Origin of the sequence: Chryseobacterium capnotolerans (assembly GCF_021278965.1) — a bacterium.
In the GTDB taxonomy this organism is placed as follows: Bacteria; Bacteroidota; Bacteroidia; order Flavobacteriales; family Weeksellaceae; genus Chryseobacterium; species Chryseobacterium capnotolerans.
The window spans coordinates 2,958,201-2,978,661 of sequence record NZ_CP065589.1; the positions used below are offsets into that span (position 1 = coordinate 2,958,201).

13 protein-coding genes and 4 pseudogenes are annotated in these 20,461 nt (G+C 35.7%); 6 read left to right on the forward strand and 11 right to left on the reverse strand.

What is annotated here, in order from left to right:
- Position 1: 1 nt before the first annotated feature.
- Positions 2–665, reverse strand: a pseudogene (gene ubiE / locus H5J24_RS14170) (bifunctional demethylmenaquinone methyltransferase/2-methoxy-6-polyprenyl-1,4-benzoquinol methylase UbiE).
- A gap of 72 nt (positions 666–737) precedes the next feature.
- Positions 738–1,307, reverse strand: coding sequence for a hypothetical protein (locus tag H5J24_RS14175; RefSeq protein ID WP_045495171.1), 570 nt, complete (start codon positions 1,305–1,307; stop codon positions 738–740).
- 100 nt (positions 1,308–1,407) lie between these two features.
- Between H5J24_RS14175 and H5J24_RS14180 the strand changes: the two genes are divergently transcribed.
- Both H5J24_RS14180 and H5J24_RS14185 read left to right on the forward strand, forming a co-directional pair.
- Positions 1,408–2,475 carry a 3-oxoacyl-ACP synthase III family protein gene (locus tag H5J24_RS14180; RefSeq protein WP_068942558.1) on the forward strand — a complete coding sequence of 356 codons (1,068 nt, stop codon included), beginning with the start codon at positions 1,408–1,410 and terminating at the stop codon, positions 2,473–2,475.
- 69 nt (positions 2,476–2,544) lie between these two features.
- On the forward strand, positions 2,545–3,750 hold the full coding sequence (locus H5J24_RS14185; protein WP_068942556.1) for a metallophosphoesterase: 1,206 nt from the start codon (positions 2,545–2,547) through the stop codon (positions 3,748–3,750).
- 167 nt (positions 3,751–3,917) lie between these two features.
- Here the strand turns inward: H5J24_RS14185 and H5J24_RS14190 are convergent, their stop codons facing one another.
- Both H5J24_RS14190 and H5J24_RS14195 read right to left on the reverse strand, forming a co-directional pair.
- On the reverse strand, positions 3,918–4,670 hold the full coding sequence (locus H5J24_RS14190; protein ID WP_068942554.1) for a polysaccharide deacetylase family protein: 753 nt from the start codon (positions 4,668–4,670) through the stop codon (positions 3,918–3,920).
- An 84-nt stretch (positions 4,671–4,754) separates the two neighbouring features.
- Positions 4,755–5,719, reverse strand: a pseudogene (locus H5J24_RS14195) (NAD-dependent epimerase/dehydratase family protein).
- Between the two features lie 339 nt (positions 5,720–6,058).
- On the opposite strand from H5J24_RS14195, the gene ggt reads away from it, so the two are divergent.
- Together ggt and H5J24_RS14205 are read left to right on the forward strand one after the other, a co-directional pair.
- Positions 6,059–7,747, forward strand: a complete 1,689-nt coding sequence (gene ggt, locus H5J24_RS14200; protein ID WP_068942550.1) for a gamma-glutamyltransferase — start codon at positions 6,059–6,061, stop codon at positions 7,745–7,747.
- A gap of 201 nt (positions 7,748–7,948) precedes the next feature.
- A complete protein-coding gene (locus H5J24_RS14205) occupies positions 7,949–9,214 on the forward strand; it encodes a dicarboxylate/amino acid:cation symporter (protein WP_232816379.1) in 1,266 nt (421 codons plus the stop codon).
- A gap of 92 nt (positions 9,215–9,306) precedes the next feature.
- Here H5J24_RS14205 and H5J24_RS14210 read toward each other — a convergent pair.
- The 7 genes and pseudogenes from H5J24_RS14210 to gyrB all read right to left on the reverse strand — a co-directional run bounded on the left by H5J24_RS14210 (position 9,307) and on the right by gyrB (position 17,880).
- Positions 9,307–10,159: pseudogene (locus tag H5J24_RS14210) on the reverse strand (diacylglycerol/lipid kinase family protein).
- Positions 10,160–10,203: 44 nt separating this feature from the next.
- Positions 10,204–11,031 carry an RsiV family protein gene (locus H5J24_RS14215; protein ID WP_068942545.1) on the reverse strand — a complete coding sequence of 276 codons (828 nt, stop codon included), beginning with the start codon at positions 11,029–11,031 and terminating at the stop codon, positions 10,204–10,206.
- Between the two features lie 101 nt (positions 11,032–11,132).
- Positions 11,133–13,064 (reverse strand): transglutaminase family protein, encoded by a 1,932-nt coding sequence (locus H5J24_RS14220; protein ID WP_068942543.1) that lies wholly within the window; start codon positions 13,062–13,064, stop codon positions 11,133–11,135.
- A gap of 2 nt (positions 13,065–13,066) precedes the next feature.
- On the reverse strand, positions 13,067–13,963 hold the full coding sequence (locus H5J24_RS14225) for a DUF3858 domain-containing protein (RefSeq protein WP_232815608.1): 897 nt from the start codon (positions 13,961–13,963) through the stop codon (positions 13,067–13,069).
- The gene (locus H5J24_RS14230; protein ID WP_232815609.1) at positions 13,960–14,958 is read right to left on the reverse strand and encodes a DUF3857 domain-containing protein; all 999 of its coding nucleotides are present in this window, start codon (positions 14,956–14,958) and stop codon (positions 13,960–13,962) included. The genes H5J24_RS14225 and H5J24_RS14230 overlap by 4 nt, the downstream gene beginning before the upstream one ends.
- Positions 14,959–15,442: 484 nt before the next feature.
- Positions 15,443–15,865 carry a DUF5684 domain-containing protein gene (locus tag H5J24_RS14235; RefSeq protein WP_068942539.1) on the reverse strand — a complete coding sequence of 141 codons (423 nt, stop codon included), beginning with the start codon at positions 15,863–15,865 and terminating at the stop codon, positions 15,443–15,445.
- Between the two features lie 81 nt (positions 15,866–15,946).
- A pseudogene (gyrB, locus tag H5J24_RS14240) lies at positions 15,947–17,880 on the reverse strand (DNA topoisomerase (ATP-hydrolyzing) subunit B).
- 234 nt (positions 17,881–18,114) lie between these two features.
- Here gyrB and H5J24_RS14245 point away from each other — a divergent pair.
- A complete protein-coding gene (locus H5J24_RS14245; protein WP_068942535.1) occupies positions 18,115–19,458 on the forward strand; it encodes a cytochrome ubiquinol oxidase subunit I in 1,344 nt (447 codons plus the stop codon).
- A complete protein-coding gene (locus H5J24_RS14250) occupies positions 19,455–20,459 on the forward strand; it encodes a cytochrome d ubiquinol oxidase subunit II (RefSeq protein ID WP_068942533.1) in 1,005 nt (334 codons plus the stop codon). Before H5J24_RS14245 ends, H5J24_RS14250 begins: the two co-directional genes overlap by 4 nt.
- The last annotated feature ends 2 nt before the right edge of the window (positions 20,460–20,461 follow it).

Here is a 20,461-nt window from a genome sequence, read left to right on the forward strand (position 1 = left end):
GTTACTTTGTTGCTTTATAAATTGTGGCTATACCTAAACTTAGTTTTTTATATTCAACTTTCTTAAATCCCGTATCTAAAAGAATTTGCTTCATCTTCTCCCCCAAAAGGAAAAGCATTTACAGAATCCGGAAGGTATGTATACGCCCTATTATCTTTAGAAACCAACCTGCCTATTGCAGGCAATATATTTTTGAAATAAAACATATAAAATGGTCCCATGAAACCCTCAACCTTTGAAAACTCCAGTATATAAACACTCTTGTTATCTTTCACTACTCTTCTTAACTCTGCCAAACCTTTGGTAAGGTTCTCAAAATTCCTTACTCCAAATGCAACGGAAACAGCATCAAATCTATTGTCCTCGAAAGGTAAATTTTCTGCATCTCCTTTTTGCATGGAAATTTTGCCGTCTAATTTAAGTTTTTTTATTTTAATAACGCCAACATTGAGCATTTGTTGTGATAAATCTAAACCAACTACTTTTGAACCGGTTCCTTTTTCAATTGTAATTGCCAGATCTCCCGTTCCTGTAGCCACATCCAGTACTTCTTGCGGGTTATCATTTTTCATCCATTTCACCAATGTATTCCTCCATAAAACGTCAATTTTCATGGATAAAACATGGTTTAAAAGGTCATACTTCGGCGCAATATTGTCGAACATATCCTCTACCTGGCTTTTCTTTGTAGCCTCAGAATTGTAGGGAGTAACTTTAGTGATATCTTTTGTCAAAACTTAAAACTTGTAATATTCTTTATAATAATTTAGGAAATCCTGTTTTCTGAAGACCTTTGATCTCGATTCCACTTTCTGGACATTCTTGATCACCTTGTCATAATCTTCATCTACATTGTAATAAAAATCTTCTGTGTAAAGCTTATTGAAACGCTTTGCTCCTCCGTAGTAATCCTTTCCGTCAATCACAGTCTTGTCAAGCGCTGTCAATAACGAATCTTTTTTAAGGTTATACCCGTAGTACTGATCATTCACGTAGTAATCCTGATGCGCAATATTGAGCAGACCACGAAGTTTGTTAACTTCAAATGCAGAATCATAAAGCATTTTTTTATTCTGATCGAAAACCTGAATAGAGTTTTTTCCCTTATTCAAATCCACATGCACATACTGCCCCGCTGATATAATACCTTCAGAACCATTATTGATCTTAAAGTAATACGTGTTCGGGGTAGGATTATCTACCACATAATAATTCTTCTTGGCTAAAAAAAGGAAGTAGATCCCAAAGGCAACGATAAACGCCACACCTGCAATAAGTAAGCCTTTTAAGGATGGGTTGTTTTTCATAGATTGTAAAGTACAATTTTTGCAAATTTAATAATATTTTTAATTCTTCGTTATTAATATTAATTATTAACTTTGCATCTTTAAAAAATCATATAAACGAATGCCGAATACGATCATTATTGGCTCTGGATCTTACATTCCGAACAGAGTTATTGGTAGAGATTACTTCATGAATTCCGAGTTCTACACTGAAGACGGAGTAAAGATTGAAAAACCTGTGGAAGAGACCATTGCGAAGTTTGTAGAAATTACAGAAATCGAAAACAGGAGATTCATTGAGGATGATCTTTCCAATTCACAGATCGGTTATGAAGCCGCAAAAATTGCCCTTGAGGATGCAAAAGTAAACGGTGAAGAACTGGATTATATCATTTACGCTAGTAATTTCGGGGAAGTTACTGAGAATGGATATGCGGACTTTATGCCAACAATGGCAGCAAGAGTTAAAAATAAACTGGGAATCAAAAACAGAAAATGTGTAACATATGACATGATTTTTGGATGCCCGGGATGGGTGGAAGGTATGATTTTAGCAGACAACCTCATCAAAGCTAAAGCAGCCAAAACCATCCTTATTATCGGAGCTGAAACTTTAAGCCGTGTAACAGATCCACACGACAGAAACAGAATGATCTTTGCTGATGGAGCCGGTGCGGTAGTGGTAAAAGCAACAAATGAAGAAAATGTAGGAATTATCGCTCATAATACTATTTGCGATAACGGCCCTGAATTAAACTATCTTGAAAATCAACCTTCTATCAACAAAGAAGTAGATCAAAAACGTTTGTATGTAAGAATGTTAGGTAGAAAAATCTATGAATACGCTCTTAAAAATGTTCCTGTAGCCATCAAAGACACCATTACAGATGCTGGCCTTTCTATTGAAGACATCGATAAAATCCTTATCCACCAAGCTAATGCAAAAATGGATTACGCAATGATCGAAAGACTTCACAGACTTTATGATGTAAAAGAATATGATCACGCCATCTCTCCCATGACAATCCAAGACCTTGGAAATACATCTGTTGCAACTATTCCTACTATGTATGATTTAATAATTAAAGGAAAAATGGAGGGTCAATCGTTTAAAGAGAATGGTAACATTGTAATGACTTCGGTAGGTGCCGGAATGAACATCAATGCTATCGTTTACAGATTTCCTTAAAAATAATTTTAATTAAAAATATAAAAAGCACAAAGGAAGTCTTCTTTTGTGCTTTTTTTGAATCAGAATATGCAAAAGAATTTTCTAATTATCGCCGGAATCTTCCTATTTCTGGAAGTTTATATTTATCAGGCTGTAAGAACGCTGACCGATAATTTCTGGATAAGATCCAGCTATTGGGTAATTTCTTTACTCATATACGGAATATTCGCTTACGAAGTCACCCATTTCCAGAAGTCAGACCGAAGTACAGTGAGAGCCCAGATCATGATCTCCTTATTTCTGGTATTTATCCTTCCAAAAATATTTATTGTTTTATTCTTATTAATTGATGATCTCATCAGAATCGGAGGTTATCTGATTGGTTTCGCAAAACCTTCGGAGAATTTCTTCCCGGAAAGAAGAAAGTTCCTGAGCCTTGTTGGATTAGGAATGAGCGGTGTTCTTTCAGCTCTTTTCATAGATGGTATTACGTTTGGGAAATACAGGCATAAAGTAAGGAGAGTAAGGGTAAATTTCACCAATCTGCCAAAAAGCTTTAAAGGATATAAAATCATTCAGATCTCCGATGTTCACAGTGGAAGCTTTTCTGATCCAAGCAAATTACAACATGCTGTTGACTTAATTAACGAGCAAAAACCTGATCTCGTTTTATTTACCGGAGACATGGTGAATAATGTAGCTGATGAATTTAAACCATTTATTCCTTTATTTTCACAAATTAAGGCCAAAGATGGCAAGTTTGCCGTATTAGGAAACCATGATTACGGAGATTATGTAACCTGGAAATCACCTGCTGCTAAAAAAGAAAACCTAGATACTTTGATTGGCTATGAAAAACAGGCCGGTTTTGATATGCTGAGAAATGAACATAGAGTGATTGAGAAAAACGGAGAGAAAATATACATTCTTGGAGTTGAAAACTGGGGACTTAAACCATTCCCTCAGTTTGGTAAAATTGATGATGCTTTGAAAGGAGTACCTGATTCCGCTACAAAGATCTTAATGAGCCATGACCCCACTCACTTTGATTATGTGGTAAAAAAACACCCTAAGGACATTCACCTAACCCTTTCAGGACATACTCATGGAATGCAGTTCGGTTTAGATCTTAAAAATATAAAATGGTCACCGGTACAGTATAAATATCCAAAATGGGCTGATCTTTATGAAAGTGAAGGAAAACTACTGTATGTCAACAGAGGATTTGGAGTATTGGGATACCCAGGAAGAGTTGGAGTATTGCCGGAGATTACTCTTTTTGAGTTGAGCTAGAGGTCCGGGCTTCGGGATGTGAGTTATTAGTTGCTGGTTGTTTGGTTGCGAGTTTATTTTGTTTCGAGTTACGGATTGTTTTTGCTCCTGTTATCTACAACGTCAAACTCTCAAACTCAAAATCTCTAATCCCTTTAACCTGAAACCTACTACCTAACATCTGCCACCTAAAAAATATAATCCTTCATACGGGAAGTGGCCATTTCTTTTTCATTAATAAAAGAAAGAAAGTCCTCCAGCTTATCCTCCATTTTTCTGCCTGAAAACAATGCCCTGTAAAAAGGAATATCAAAACGGTATTTATTAAAGTCTGTAAACTGCCAGATGTTAAGATAAATCAGAACAAACTCTTCGTTCTGCAATGTCTCCATCACCATATTCTGATAATACTTCATCGGTAGAATCTGGAATACAAAATCGTTGTAAGGTAATTGACTGTAAGGAGAGATACTTTCCGGCACAATACTAAGCCCATCTTCTTCTGTAATTTCAGTATCTCTTTTCAGACGTTTGAACGGAAAAAGGATATTCGCATTATCGATATTGGAGACATAATTAAACTCCAAAAGCTTCAGATTTTCCTGCGGGATTTTTACATCTTTCTGACGAATTCCCCGGATTTGTTTTTCCAGAAGATCCTGAATATTTTTCTTGGCGTTTTCGATTTCCTCAAGACTTGAGCCTTGATTATAAAAAGCAATTTCATGCCCTTTGGATGAAATTGCTTTTATAAGATTTTGCAATTTTTCAGTGAGAGAAATCTCTACAAAAAAACTTGCTTTTGTATCATGAATATCTAAAATTCTGAGAATCGCTTTTGTATTCTCTTCTGTTATTTTCAACCTTTCATCACCGGTAATCTGGAAATCTTTTTTCGTTCCAGCTTCAATTTTTGCAATGTTAAAAGTCAATAATATCATTTAAATTAAATTTTAGATAAAAATTACAATTAATTAAAAATCAGATGTTAAATAAATAATCAATTAAAGAATTACTTTACATAATTAATTCTTAGCTAATTTTACTTTAAGATTCTTAATCATATCTTTTGACATTTCGGAAATCCCGAAATCATAAGTCAGTCCCCAATCTTTTTAGCAACAGAATCATCAATAGAAGCTGGCCATGAATCTGCAATTGCCTGTCTGAAATCTGGGTTATAATCAATACTGAAATCAGGGATTTCTTTCTTGATTTCTTCAGCCAATTCTTTTGGTGTAAATGACATTCCACCTAAATTATAAGATGAACGAACGGTCAAACTTTCCTTCGGAGCATCCATTAATTTCAGGGTAGCGTTGATCGCATCATCCATATACAACATTGGCATTCCTGTATTCTCGGAAATAAAGCTTGTATACTTTCCGTCTTCAATTGCTTTATAGAAAATCTCAACAGCATAGTCAGTTGTTCCACCACCAGCCGGAGTCTTCCAAGAGATCAATCCAGGGTATCTGATACTTCTTACATCCACTCCATATTTGTCGAAGTAATATTCACACCACTTCTCCCCTGCCATCTTAGAAATTCCGTACACTGTTGTTGGATTCAGCACTACATCCTGCCCCACCTCGTGCTTTGGAATTCCTTTCCCAAACACTGCGATAGAACTTGGCCAAAAGATCTTTTTAAGAAGCCCTTCTTTCGCCATTTCACAAAAATGAAGAAGAGGTTCAAGATTTAATTTCCAAGCGAAAATTGGCTGCTTTTCCGAAGTTCCGGATAAAAGGGAAGCAAGGTGATACACTGTAGTAATGTCATAGTCTTTTACGACCTGTCTCACTAATTGAGTATTGGTAACATCCATTCTCTCGTAATGACCCGCTGAAGTAATTCCTTCCTGCCATCTGTCCAGACCTGAAGCGACAACATTTTCCGCTCCGTGAATTTCAACAAGTCTATTGGTAAGTTCGGTACCGATTTGTCCCAAGGCACCTGTAATTAGTATTCTTTCCGTATAGGATTCCATTTTTCAGATTTTTTTAGAATTGTACAAAAGTAAAAAAACATGCCAACCATAATAATAAAGGTGAATTTAAAATGTATTCCCAAATTGCCATGAAAATTTTCTAAGTTAAATACTGAGAAAAGCGGGAAGCCTGAAGCTTGAAGAAGGAAGTTATTAAAGTCTTAAAACCCTGAAAAATCAACAATATAACCTATGAGCACCCTTACATAGGTTATAAAACCAACAGAAACTTCCAGCTCCCCTCTTCCAGCTTCCCAGCCCCCCCTCCTTACTTTCATTATTCCAAATCAAGGTTATTGATCTAATTTCCATATTTTTGTTATAAGAAAAACAATCATTATGAAGAAGATCTTAATTGCTTCGATTATATTGGCCAGCCACCTTAGCTGGGCTCAGTTTACAGATATCAATATCATAAAGGAGGTAAAGGTTAAAAATAAAGGTGTAGTGGTATCCGCACATCCACTGGCAAGTGAAGCAGGCGCAAAGATCCTGAGAATGGGCGGAAACGCCTATGATGCTATTACAGCTACTCAATATGCATTAGCAGTAGTGTATCCGCAGGCAGGAAACATTGGTGGTGGCGGGTTTCTGGTAGGGGTAAAAAATAATGGTGAAAAATTCACTTTAGATTACCGGGAAACAGCTCCTAAAAAAGCTTCCAGAGACATGTATCTTGATAAAAACGGTAAAGCCAACACTGATTTATCTCAAAACGGACGCCTGGCAGTAGGTATTCCCGGTAGTGTTGCAGGGTTCTTTGCTACGCTCAAATACTGTAAACTTCCAATGGAAAAAATCATTCAGCCCGCTATTGATCTTGCTGAACAGGGATTTGCGATTACTGAACAGGAAGCTGATATGCTTAACAACAATAAGGAACATTTCAAGAAACATAATAAATCTGCTATTATTTTCGTGAAGGATGCTCCGTGGAAAGCTGGCGATCTTTTAATACAGAAAGATCTGGCAGAAACTTTAAAATTGATCCAAAAACTAGGCGCAAAAGGATTCTATGAAGGCAAAACAGCAGACCTTCTTATTTCTGAAATGAAAAAAGGAAACGGAATCATTACGCTGGAAGACCTTAAAAATTATAAGGTTGCAGAAAGAAAAGCCCTGGAGTTTGAGTATAAAGGAAACAATGTGGTATCAATGCCATTACCTTCCAGTGGAGGGTTACTTCTTGCTCAGATGCTAAGAATGGCAAGCTTTGAAAATCTTGAAAAATATCAGCAAAACTCAGCACAGGCTGTCCAGATCATGACAGAGGCGGAAAGAAGAGCTTTTGCAGACAGAGCAGAATATATGGGTGACCCTGATTTTATTCAGGATAAAACTTCTTATTTGATCTCCGACGAATATTTAAAAGGCAGATGGAAAAGCTTCAGTTTTGATAAGGCTACTCCAAGTTCAGAAGTGGGAAAAATCATAGAACAACCTAAAGAATCTACCCAAACGACTCACATCTCAGTGCTTGATAAGGATGGAAATGCCGCATCTGTAACTACTACCCTGAACGGATATTACGGAAGTAAGGTTTTGGTTTCCGGAGCAGGATTCTTCTTAAATAATGAAATGGATGATTTTTCCATCAAACCAGGAGTTCCGAATATGTTTGGAGCAGTAGGTGGAGAAGCCAATGCTATTCAGCCGAATAAAAGAATGCTTTCTTCCATGACTCCTACCATTCTGCTTAAAAACGGAAAACCTTATATGGTAGTGGGAACTCCGGGAGGAACTACCATTCCGACCTCTGTATACCAATCTATCGTTAATGTAGTTGATTTCAAGCAAAATGCAAATATTGCAGTTAATGCTCCTAAATTCCATCATCAGTGGTTACCAGAAACCATAAAAGTGGAAAATAATTTCCCGGAAAGCACTATTGCTGAGCTGAAAAAGAAAAATTACACCTTCGAAAAGGTAAAACAGATCGGAAAAACAGAAGTGATCGTCCTTGATGAAAACGGAAATATCCATGCTGTGGCGGACGGACGTGGAGACGATTCTGTAGCAGTAGAATAGATACTTACCTTGCAAGTCCTATAACTTCGGCTTCATTCTGTACACGATTTTATCTGCAGAATGAAGCCGAAGTCTTTTTTACCCCCCTCTAAACCTAAAGCAACAGATTAATTTCCATGACTTTTGTCAGTTTTTAAGATGAAATTTCTTAATTTTCGCCCTTAAAAAAACAAAACGACTGTTCATTGAAAGCAAAAAAAAATATACAATCAGCTTTATTTTCAGGTGATCATTGCAATAACTGCAGGTATTCTCCTTGGAAACTTTTACCCCGAACTGGGAGAAAAAATGAAGCCTTTAGGGGACGGCTTTATCAAATTGGTAAAAATGATCATTGCCCCGGTCATTTTCATAACACTTACTCTGGGAATTGCCCACATGACTGATCTAAAAAAGGTAGGAAGAATTGCCGTAAAAGCCATGATTTATTTCTTCACCTTCTCTACCCTGGCTCTTATCATTGGTTTGGTAGTTGGAAATCTCTTACAGCCAGGCCATGGTTTAAATATTGATCCTTCTACTCTTACCGGAAATGTATCAGAATATCAGGAGAAAGCTCACGAGTCTACGCTGACAGGATTCATTATGAATATAATTCCTGAAACACTTTTCAGTCCATTGGTAGGTGACAATATTCTTCAGGTACTTCTTGTTGCAATTTTAATGGGAGTTGCATTGGTTTTAACAAAGGAAAAAAGTCAGAAAGTAACCGGTTTTCTTCAGGATTTGTCTGCTCCTATATTCAAGATTGTTCATATTCTGATGAAGCTTGCGCCAATAGGTGCTTTTGGTGCTATGGCATTTACCATAGGAAAATATGGTCTTCATTCTGTACTGAATCTTATATTCCTTGTTGCTACATTCTATATTACCTCTTTTCTTTTTGTTGTTTTAGTATTAGGAGCAGTAGCCTGGTATAATGGATTCAGCATTTTTAAACTGTTATTTTACCTTAAAGAAGAGCTTCTTTTAGTGTTAGGAACCAGTTCTTCAGAATCTGCACTTCCGGGAATTATGGAGAAAATGGAAAAAGCTGGCTGTTCGCGAACCATAGTTGGGCTTGTAGTTCCTACCGGATATTCTTTTAACCTTGATGGCACTAATATTTATATGACTCTCGCCTCTCTGTTTATAGCTCAAGCCCTCAATATTCATCTTCCTATTGAAAAGCAACTCATGCTTCTTTTGGTGGCAATGTTGAGTTCAAAAGGTGCAGCAGGTGTTACTGGTGCAGGTTTCGTAACATTGGCAGCAACTTTAGCAGTAGTTCCGGAAATTCCAATTGCGGGAATGACCTTAATTCTTGGAATTGATAAATTTATGAGTGAATGCCGTGCCTTAACAAATGTTATCGGGAACTCTGTAGCCACTGTAGTAGTAGCTAATTGGGAGAAACAACTGGATAAGGAACAGCTAAAATATTGTCTGGATAATCCTCATGTGATTGAGAAACAACTGGAGCAGTAATCTTGACAATAATGAATGTCAGTGATCAATTTTGCTTTGCAAGTGAATAGTGAATAAAAAGTGTATACTCTACATTCAGTAAATCTTGAACCTTATATCAAAATATTCAAGCTAGCTGGCTGTACTTTTACATGGATTGGTGATTCTATTTTATTAAATTCTCCATCCAAGTGCCAGTTTTTGGTATTGACTTTAAATGAAATTTCTGAAACAGGAAGATATGTGACGTATTCATCATCTTTTAATCTCTTGGTAAACATTCTGAAAGCAAACAATGCGGAATAAGTCAGTGGGAATTTTTTTCACCAATACCATATCTACCAATCCATCACTTTTGCTTGCTTGCGGTGCAATATAGGCGTTATTCCCAAATTGGCGGGTATTGGCAATATTCAGCATCAGGTATCTTCCATTGTACTGTTTGTATTCTTCATCAAAAAAAGTAACCTTGATAGGTCTATAGTTGAAGAACGTTTTCAATGAAACTTTGATATAGTTTTTGAAACCGCGACTGGTTTTTTCAAACTCTTTAACTACTTTTCCGTCAAATCCTGTTCCTGAAACATTGATGGAAAGTCTTTCGTTAACCGTAAAAGTATCAATTTTCCTGGACTGCTTAGCCTTTATTTTTTCTAAAAGCTCGTCCAGATTCTTACTGAAACGGGTTTCATTGGAAAATCCATTTCCTGAGCCTGCCGGAAAGATTGCCAATATTTTATCTGTAGAAATCAAATTCTTAGCTACGGTGGAAATAGTTCCATCGCCTCCGATTGCAACAAAAATATCTACCTCATTAAAATGTGTTTTGATAAATTCGTCTGTTCCGGGAATAGATTCGGAGACATAATACAAAGGATTACCGACCTTATTTTTAAGTTCATTCAAAAACGGCTGATAATTCTTTTTGGCCGAAAAAGGATTGATGATAAAAGCTACTTTTTCCATTACCGCAAAAATAGAAAATGCTTCCTGAACCCGGAAGCATTAAGTTATTTAATTTTCATTCTTTCTTTAAATTCTGCATTTAAAGTCCCTTTCAGCTCTTCCCATGAAATAGGAATCGTGATATCTCCTGCTGCAAATGCCGCAATTTCATAGGGACTGTAGTGAAAATACAGATTTTTATCATCAAAATAGAAGTTGTCTGAAGCAGGAATCTTTTCAACCAACAACATTTCAGAATTTTTTACACTTCCGTCCCCATCCATTGTCCCGCTGTTGATATTATCTATATTTTTCATCAACATGGCTTCAAGTTTACTTTTTGGGGTAGAGGTAATATCCTTTAGTTCTAGTTTTTTATTGTTTTTAAGATCAAAGATCCTCTCAGAAAACCCATAATTATCATGCGCTCCTCCTTCATAGCCGCTTCCTGTATACTGAATATGAAGATATCCATTGGTATTGGATACAAGATTCATATGAGAACTTGAGTACCAATCCTGAGCATACGTAATGTCTGAGGCCCAATCTTTACTATCATTTTTTACAGAGCTGAAATAATTATTCTTTTCACTCTCCAGATAAGCTTGCAATCCGGCCTTGGAAAAATCTTTTATTTTATCATTCTGAAAATAGATACTATCTAGCAGCGTTTTATCTTTTATGGTAGGAAATACCAATAATTTGGAGGTATAGGCAAGTTTTAATGAATCCGTAATTTTTGTAGAATCTTTTACTATTACTGAATCTACCGCAAATTCTTCAGGCTTTTTATTTTCCGTTTTCTCTGTTGATGTTTCTGCTGTTTCATTTTTCTTACAGGCAGTAAAAACAAAGAATGAAGAAAGTGCAAGAACGGCAATCGTATTTTTCATAATTTTAATTTTTGATATTTAATACAAAAACCATTCAAAAGATGAATGGTTTTAAAAAATTTATTCAAAAAAATAAAATTACGCTTACAAACAACGCACAATTATTTCTTTACTAAGCTGATAACCTGATTTTCATGTTTGGAAGCAACGTTCCAGATTTGTTTGAATGCCGGGTAATATTCTTTTGGATAATCGGCACTGGACACTTTTGTAGTGGAAGTTATTTCGAGTTTATTTCCTTTTTGTTCGATGTTGTAACTGTATGCAATCTCCTTATCTTCTGTTACAATTTTTTTGTTCTTTGGCATTTCTTCAATGATATATCCTTCAGGAATTTCAAGGGTCACTTTTTTAACTTTTGTAGTAGGTGCACCAAAATCAATAGGATACTTTCGAGCTTCTGTCTGATCAAATTCATTAGAAGTCTTGCTTAAAAATAGCATTGGATTAATGATTAGCTTCTTTCCTACTCTATCTATTAAGTTGGATGATGAAAATTTCATCGTACTTTCAAACGCTCCATTATCTAATACTTTAGAATCAATTCCTGTAAAATCTATCGAATAATTTTCTTTATACTGTTTTTTATATTTTTCAGGATTTTCATCATAGCTATCTTTTACATACATGGCAAAGGTTCCTGTATCTTTATCGGAATAAGATCCGGAAATACTGCCATCATCGTTAAGTTTAGCATCCACTGTCAGAAATGTACTGCTTTGCTTCATATTCTGCAGCTGGATCTGTACAGCCTTTGTTTTAGTTAACAAAATCCCATACTGATTCCAGTCTCTCAAAGGAAGTTCGTCCATAGAAGATTGTTTGGAAGTAGCATCATAAGTATGATAGTTCCCACTTATATCTACTGATGCCAGCACATTATTCATATTGGAAACATTAGGGGAAGCCAGATTAATCAATCCGTTATCGACCGTAGAGATCACCATCGGATCTGCTTTTAGACCTGCCTCACGGAGAAGCATGACAAGGAAAAGATTAATTTCTGCAGAGTTTCCTGTTTTAGTCTCCAGCATCTTTTTGATTCCATCATCAGTGTAAATTCCCCTTCCTTTATTCCATGTAAATGTTTTTTGAACATAAGAAAATATAGCATTGGCTTTTTCAAAATCAGATTTCATTTCCAAAACACCTGCCGGCATATTATCCTTTGCCAATCTCGTTTTCTTTAATTCATCACCAAACCCCTCACTTTCATAAAGACTTTTACTGATCTGATCCCAAGAGGAAGAATACAGCTTAAGCTCTCTAAAATAGGTAGAATGAAGCTCTGCACTTATTTTTGTTCTAAAGTTTCTGTCATTTCTAACAAATTTTTCCGGTTTGAATCCTTTTACGTTTTCAAATCCAAATCTATATACTTTGTATTGTCCACTTGCAAAACTTTTCTCTTCCACCATTCTATACTTAGGCATCAGACTTCCTGTATAGTTAATATTATACGAAATACTAATGGGTGCATCAAATACATACTCTGTATAAAGAGATGGCGTATCTGTTTCAATTAAAACCTCCGGAATCATGTATATAAATGGTGATAGTATTTCATATTGATATTCGATTACTGAGCCATTTTTTACATTAGGAAAGGCAAACTTATTGACATTTACATATTTACTTTCCTTACTTTTATATTGTGAGCTTTTCTCAACTTTTAAAGGAATGGTTTTTCCATCTTCCAGATTGTAGGTGAAAGCCTTAAACTTCCCCAATGTTTCTCTGGATGTACTTGTCTGATAAAGGGGAATTTCCAGATTCAGCCAATCTTCAGCCTTATCTTTGTCGTAGATTTTTACTCTGTAAAAGTATTTTTTAGCAAACTCTCCTGAGCCGGCATCCACTATAAAATGGACAGATTTATACAAAATTTCCGCAGGGGCATTTTCATCTAATAATGATTTAGGCTTCGAAAGATCTGCATCAGAAAATTTTGGAGGGTCCAAGAACTCATGCTTCTGAGCCTTAAGCATCATTACATTTGCTGAACATATCAGTACTAATATTATTTTTTTCATCTTTATATTTTTGTGATTAAAATTTTTGAATTATCCATGTTTATGATCTTTTTCCTGAACCCTACATAATCATTGTATCTCTCTTTGGGGAAAGTTCCTTTATTGATCAGCATTTTTCGGGTCACTTTTATTCCGTCACCATTTTTAACAAAACTTAGCTTATAATTGCCAAATTCGGAGTTTATATTGACATCATCAGGGGTTTCATCAGTTTTATAACCTTTAGGTATAATAAAACTGATTTCATATTCATCCTCAAAAGACTGTCTGACCTCAAAAGGAAGTTCGCGGTTTTCATCTGTTTTGTAAACACCATCTGACGAAATAGGAACAGCTCTGAAAATGAGACTATTTCCTGCATTCTTGCAATAATTATGGGTTTTAAAATCTAAATCATAGGTAATGACAGCTTTATCTTTATCATTGACAAAGTTTTTCATTTCAACTTTTTCAAAGTTTAAAACATCAAACCTTTTTTTAATGGCATCATTCTTTTCTTTTGGATTAAGATTTGCCAAACCTAGGTTATAATCGTATTGATTTCCTGTGTAGAAAAAATTCCCTTCACCGGTAATACTGTTATCTTCACCAATCTTTATTTTCAGATTTTGTTTTTCTCTATTTTGATCTGCCGAATAGGTAGGAGTATTAATCAATTCTATCCCGTTTTTCTTTACAGAAAGCACATTCCTATCTGTGGTACTAGATCCTAAATGATTAAATGCTATCTGTTGTGATGTATTTTCAAGCCAGATATTTCCATTTTCTGTAGGTATCATTAAAATAGCATGGTTCCCGCCCATTTTAGGAAAGTCGGGATCAAAAGAAACCTGAGAAGGTCCTGAATTGATCACGCAATAATAGGAAGGTATTCCTGCTTCATTCAACAAGGTTTTCATATAATTGGTAAGACCTTTACAATCACCATATCCTTTTTGTGCACTTCATCCGGCATCATAGGAAGCCAGCCGCCAATTCCCAATCCTACATAGATGTATCTGGTTTTGGTCTGCATGTACTGATAAATTTTCTTTACCTTTTCTTCTACAGAACCCTGAAGTTGTAAAGCAGCAACTTCAGCCTTAATTTCAGGAGTAGATACAGCTGCTGGTTCAATCAAATTATTATAATACCAAGTACCAAAATCTGTCCAGTTATTTAAAGTACCTTGTTTTCCAGCAAGGTTGAACTTTTTAAGAGCAAAACTTACTTTGGGTAATATTTTAACTGGCTCCGGAATCATTGAAACATCATCTATTGCCGGAACATTTTTATAAGAATATGTTTTTTCATTTCCAGTCCCTCCTTCAATTACGGAAGCATAATTATATTTAGAAGGATAAACTTTAGTTCGTAGATCAATTCCTGAGGTATTGACAATTTTCATCTGTGATTCTTCCAAAGATGTATTGGTTGAATAAAATGGTAGGAAATCAGGAATAAAAATAGTGTTCTTATCTTCAGACTGATATGAAAAATCAATGGTATAAGGATATTGAACTGAATTATATAATAGGACCATTACCCTGTTATCAGAATAAAAGACTCCTTGTGTATTATTGGCAAAATCACTGAAATCTGATTTGGAATAACTTTTTATCTTCTTTCCAAATTCATCATAAATGATCACCTTCACATCAGAAATACTTCTTGCTTTATCATAAGGAATATAAGCAATAGCTTTTTCACTGCCATCTTTATTTAAAACTGTGGTTACAGTGTTGTATTGGTATTTTATTTCATCAATTTTATTAATCTGAACTGTTGTTAGATCTTTTCTGATGACTGCATTAGCATTTTTCTTTAAATTTTCTGGAATTGAAGATACCGGATAGATTTGGGCAAAGTATAGTGAGGCTGTAGACAATGCCCCAAGAAATAATATTTTCATCATGATTATTACAATTGGACAAAAATAATAAAATCTTAACAAATGTTAAATAAAACTTAAAAAAATAGCATTTAAAAAAGCAATCCTATTCTATAATCAATCTACCAATCTAATTTACAATATTTTATAAATTAAAATTCCCGGATTAATGAAATAATAAAGACTCCACTATGTGGAGCCTTAGTTAATATTTAAAAGCACTATCCTAAATCTACCTTAATATAAGGCTCTAAATAATCAAAAGTTATATTCTATACAAACAAAAATGACGGTTTGAATGTATATTCCTTTTCAATCATTTTAAGATTAAAATAGGGAAATGAAACGGCAGGTTTCATATTGTCTGTATTACCAAAATTAAGATAAATAGCTATTAGTGTAATTCAAAATCTATAGAATTAATTAAACAGAAGAGTACAATTAATTCTACACGCCATTCTAATATCAAATAAAAAGACTCCATTTCTGAAGTCTTTTCTATTTTATTTTAATCGTTCGGAATTCTTTTACTGTCATAAGTATCACTTCCAAGTCCCAAGACCGGAATAAAAATGAATCCAAGGAAAAATAGTAAGATCGTGTAGAGAGGAGTTTCTTTTCCAAAACCCTTAGCCAATCTGTCATTGACAACCCACATTGCATATAACTGAACTAACGGAATGCAAAATAAAATAATCCACCATATTGGTTTTTTTACAATATCCAGTAATACTATAATATTATATATGGGAACAAAAGCTGCCCAGGCATCTTCCCTGCCCGCCTTTTTAAAAATTTTGAACATACAATATCCATAAAACAGATATACGAGTAAACTCATGAACATTGTTCCAATCCCTAATCCTGCAGCGGCTGCACCTGAAACCGCATCTGCCCCGTTGTAGGGGTCTGTTTGTAAAAGAGTTAACATATTATTATTTTTTATTGGTTTATCCAAATATAAAAAAAGCTTCTAAATAATTAGAAGCTTTTTTTGATATTTTAAAAACGATTATGCATCAATCTTTGCATATTTCGCATTTTTCTCGATAAACTCTCGTCTTGGCGGAACTTCATCTCCCATCAACATTGAGAAAACACTATCTGCCTCTACTGCATTATCAATCGTTACTTGTTTCAGAATTCTGTGTTCAGGATTTAGAGTTGTTTCCCAAAGCTGCTCTGGATTCATTTCTCCAAGACCTTTGTAACGTTGTACTTCAACTCCTTTCCCATCCGGAGACATCTCCAAAGTAAATTCCTCACGCTCTTTCTCGTTGTAAGCATATACTTTTTTGTTCCCTCTCTTTAATAGATATAAAGGTGGCTGAGCAATATAGATATATCCGTTTTCAATAAGTTCCTTCATATATCTGAAGAAGAAAGTAAGAATCAAGGTAGAAATGTGAGATCCATCGATATCGGCATCGGTCATGATAACGATTTTATGGTATCTTAACTTAGCCATATTCAATGCCTTGCTATCTTCTTCTGTACCTACAGAAACTCCAAGAGCAGTATAGATATTTCTAATCTCTTCGTTATCATATACTTTGTGAAGCATTGATTTCTCTACGTTCAAAATTTTACCTCTTAATGGAAGAATAGCCTGGAAGTGTCTGTCACGCCCTTGTTTAGCTGTTCCACCTGCGGAATCTCCCTCTACAAGGAAGATTTCAGATTCTGCCGGATCTTTAGATGAACAGTCAGATAGCTTCCCAGGAAGTCCTGAACCTCCCATTGGAGATTTCCTCTGAACCATTTCACGAGCTTTCTTAGCTGCCTGTCTTGCTTTTGCCGCTAAAACAACTTTCTGAACGATCTGTTTTGCTTCATTAGGGTTTTCTTCTAGGAAATTCGTTAACATTTCCCCTACAATTTTATCTACAGCACCGGAAACTTCAGAGTTACCTAATTTAGTTTTCGTCTGCCCTTCAAATTGAGGTTCCATTACCTTTACTGAAATTACAGCTGTTAATCCCTCACGGAAGTCATCTCCTGTAATTTCCACTTTTTCTTTTTGTGGAATCCCTAAATCATCTGCATATTTCTTAAGGGTTCTTGTTAAAGCACGTCTGAAACCTGCTAAGTGAGTTCCCCCTCATGAGTGTTGATATTGTTTACATATGAGTGAAGGTTCTCGTTGAAAGAAGTATTGTAACGCATGGCTACTTCTACAGGAATATTATCTCTCTCTCCTTCCATGAAAATCACGTGTTCCATAATAGATTCACGGTTACCATCGATATAAGCAACGAATTCCTTTAATCCTCCTTCAGAATGAAAAACTTCTGACCTGAAAGATCCGTCTTCCAATTTTTCTCTTTCATCGGTAAGGGTAATCGTAATCCCTTTATTAAGATAAGAAAGTTCTCTTAAACGGGTTGCTAAAGTATCGTAGTTGTAAACTAATTCTGTAAAAATAGTATCATCCGGTTGGAAAAATTGTTTAGTTCCTCTTTTGTCACTGTTTCCAATTTCCTCAACTCCAGTTTGAGCTTTTCCTTTTGAATAGATCTGTTGGTAAACATTCCCGTCTCTGTAAACAGTTGTGATCATTTCGTTGGAAAGTGCATTCACACACGATACCCCAACTCCGTGAAGACCTCCTGAAACTTTATAAGAATCTTTATCGAACTTACCACCAGCTCCAATTTTCGTCATTACAACTTCAAGAGCAGATTTTTGTTCTTTTTCGTGGAAGTCAACCGGAATACCTCTACCGTTATCACTAACCTCGATTCCGTTTCCTTCTTTAATGGCAACAAAGATTGTGTCGCAGAATCCTGCCAATGCCTCATCGATAGAGTTATCTACTACCTCATAAACCAAATGATGGAGACCTCTTAATCCCACATCACCAATGTACATTGAAGGACGCATACGTACGTGCTCCATTCCTTCCAATGCCTGAATACTACTAGCTGTATATTGTTTTTGACTCATATTAAATATTAAAAATCTTGCTACATGCAAAGACTTACAAATATCGTGATTTTTTTCGAGGTATGAAAGTTAAAAAGTGTCAAAAAAATGTAGAGTTTTCTTTGGAAAAGCATAAAGAATAGCCAACCAATAAAAGATTCAAAATTAAAATGTATTCCTGAAATATCAACTGTTTTAAATCATACTCTACATCAATAATTTATGCGTAAATTTATTTACTGAAAAGTTGATATTATGGATGATTTTATAGCTGCCCGCGCCCAAATGGCGCTTTCTCTGGGCTTCCATATCATATTCTCCTGTGTGGGAATGGTAATGCCTTTCTTAATGGCATTTGCCCATTGGAAGTACCTAAAAACCAATAATGAAGTATATAAAGGACTCACCAAAGCCTGGAGTAAAGGGGTTGCAATTTTATTTGCTACCGGAGCTGTTTCTGGGACTATGCTTTCTTTTGAATTGGGACTTTTATGGCCCGGATTTATGAAGCATGCGGGTCCTATCTTTGGAATGCCCTTCTCATTGGAAGGAACGGCTTTCTTTATTGAGGCCATTGCCATTGGGTTCTTTTTATATGGATGGGACAGGTTCAATAAATGGTTCCACTGGTTCTGCGGATTTCTTGTAGGAGTAAGTGGATTGGCTTCCGGTATTTTAGTAGTAGCCGCTAATGCATGGATGAACTCTCCTACCGGTTTTGATTATATTAACGGACAATACCTTAATATAGATCCTATTAAAGCGATGTTCAATGATGCATGGTTTCCACAGGCTCTTCACATGACTGTTGCAGCTTTTTGCGCCACAGGGTTTGCAGTAGCCGGAGTGCACGCTTTTTTAATTATGCGGAAAAAGAATGTAGAATTTCATACCAAAGCATTCAGAATCGCTGTAGGATTTGCCTTAATTGGAGCATTTGGAGCTCCTCTAAGCGGTGATGTGGCAGCAAAATCTGTTGCTGAAAGACAACCTATCAAGTTGGCAGCTATGGAAGCCCACTTTGAAACGGAAAAAGGAGCCTCTTTTGTTATTGGCGGAATTCCTGATGAAGAAAAAGAAGAGATAAAATATGCAATCAAAATACCCAAAGTTTTAAGCTTTTTGGTAAGCAATGATTTCAATTCCGAAGTAAAAGGACTTAAAGATTTCCCTAAAGATGAATGGCCTCCGATAGCTGTCACTCATTACGCTTTTCAGATTATGATTTTCTTTGGAGTGGTAATGATCTGTATTGGAGCTGTATATCTGTATGCTTTCTTCTTTAAAAAGGAATGGCTGACTAAAAACTGGCTATTAAAAACATTTCTGATTGCTACCCCTTTCGGATATATTGCTCTGGAAGCAGGGTGGACCGTTACTGAAGTAGGAAGACAGCCATGGATTATTTATGGAGTGATGAGAACAATAGATGCTGTAACCCCTATGCCGGGAATTCAGTACTCATTCTACTTTTTTACCGCAATCTTTATATCATTATCATTGATTCTGGTATTCCTTTTAAGAAGACAGGTCCAGATGGTACCGAAGCTTTACGACCCAACAGACCCACAGTTTAACGATAAAAACAAAAAATCATGATCTACATTGTTATAGGCTTTCTCTGGCTTTCCATCTGCCTTTATATTATCTTGGGTGGTGCTGACTTCGGAGCAGGTATCGTAGAGATGTTCACCAATAAAAAAGCCCGTCATAAAACACATGAGATTATGTACGAGTCTATTGCTCCTGTTTGGGAAGCCAATCACATGTGGTTAATTATTGCAATTGTGATCCTTTTTGTAGGATTTCCTGAGATTTACACCACCATGTCTACCTATCTTCATATTCCTTTGGTCTTGATGCTTGTAGGAATTATTGCAAGAGGAACAGCTTTTACCTTCAGACATTATGATGCGGTAAAGGATAACTGGCAGGTTTTATATACTCAGATATTCTATTATGCCAGTCTTTTAACCCCTTTTTTCCTTGGACTAATAGCAGCCGCAACTGTTTCATATTCTATCAATCCTGATGCAAAGACCTTCCTTGATCTTTATATTTACAGCTGGTTGAACTGGTTCGGAGTTTCTGTAGGATTATTCACAGTAGCACTTTGTGCCTATCTGGCTTCTATCTTTTCATTAAGAGAAACACGTGGGAAAGAAGAATTACTGCTGATGATCAGAAAATCTAAACAAACAATGATCTTTGTTGTCATTACAGGAATTCTTGTATTCGCTACAGCCTACCTTTCTGATATTCCTCTTTTGATGTGGGTGTTTTCAAAACCTTTAGGCATTATGGCTATCGCTTTTGCTACAGTGGCTTTATTGCTTATTTTAAGAGCCCTGAATACCCAAAAATTACTTCCTGTGAGAGCTTTGGCAGGATTTCAAATGGTAATGATCCTTGTAGCAGCCACCTATCAGCATAATCCGGATATTATCTTATTAGGCAACGGGCAGCATCTTTCATTGTTAGAGCATATGGCACCGCCTAAAACTATTTCTGCATTGGGCTGGGCATTGATGCTGGGGTCATTATTTATTCTTCCGTTTTTGTTTTATCTGATGGCTTCATTCAGTAAGTTGAGAAAGTAAAT

Coding starts and splice junctions, on each gene's coding strand:
- H5J24_RS14190 (WP_068942554.1), bottom strand. CDS start 4,670: ATGATATTATTGACTTTTAACATTGCAAAAATTGAAGCTGGAACGAAA.
- H5J24_RS14180 (WP_068942558.1), top strand. CDS start 1,408: ATGCCGAATACGATCATTATTGGCTCTGGATCTTACATTCCGAACAGA.
- H5J24_RS14175 (WP_045495171.1), bottom strand. CDS start 1,307: ATGAAAAACAACCCATCCTTAAAAGGCTTACTTATTGCAGGTGTGGCG.
- H5J24_RS14235 (WP_068942539.1), bottom strand. CDS start 15,865: ATGTTAACTCTTTTACAAACAGACCCCTACAACGGGGCAGATGCGGTT.
- H5J24_RS14250 (WP_068942533.1), top strand. CDS start 19,455: ATGATCTACATTGTTATAGGCTTTCTCTGGCTTTCCATCTGCCTTTAT.
- H5J24_RS14245 (WP_068942535.1), top strand. CDS start 18,115: ATGGATGATTTTATAGCTGCCCGCGCCCAAATGGCGCTTTCTCTGGGC.
- H5J24_RS14185 (WP_068942556.1), top strand. CDS start 2,545: ATGCAAAAGAATTTTCTAATTATCGCCGGAATCTTCCTATTTCTGGAA.
- ggt (WP_068942550.1), top strand. CDS start 6,059: ATGAAGAAGATCTTAATTGCTTCGATTATATTGGCCAGCCACCTTAGC.
- H5J24_RS14215 (WP_068942545.1), bottom strand. CDS start 11,031: ATGAAAAATACGATTGCCGTTCTTGCACTTTCTTCATTCTTTGTTTTT.
- H5J24_RS14225 (WP_232815608.1), bottom strand. CDS start 13,963: ATGAAAACCTTGTTGAATGAAGCAGGAATACCTTCCTATTATTGCGTG.
- H5J24_RS14230 (WP_232815609.1), bottom strand. CDS start 14,958: ATGATGAAAATATTATTTCTTGGGGCATTGTCTACAGCCTCACTATAC.
- H5J24_RS14220 (WP_068942543.1), bottom strand. CDS start 13,064: ATGAAAAAAATAATATTAGTACTGATATGTTCAGCAAATGTAATGATG.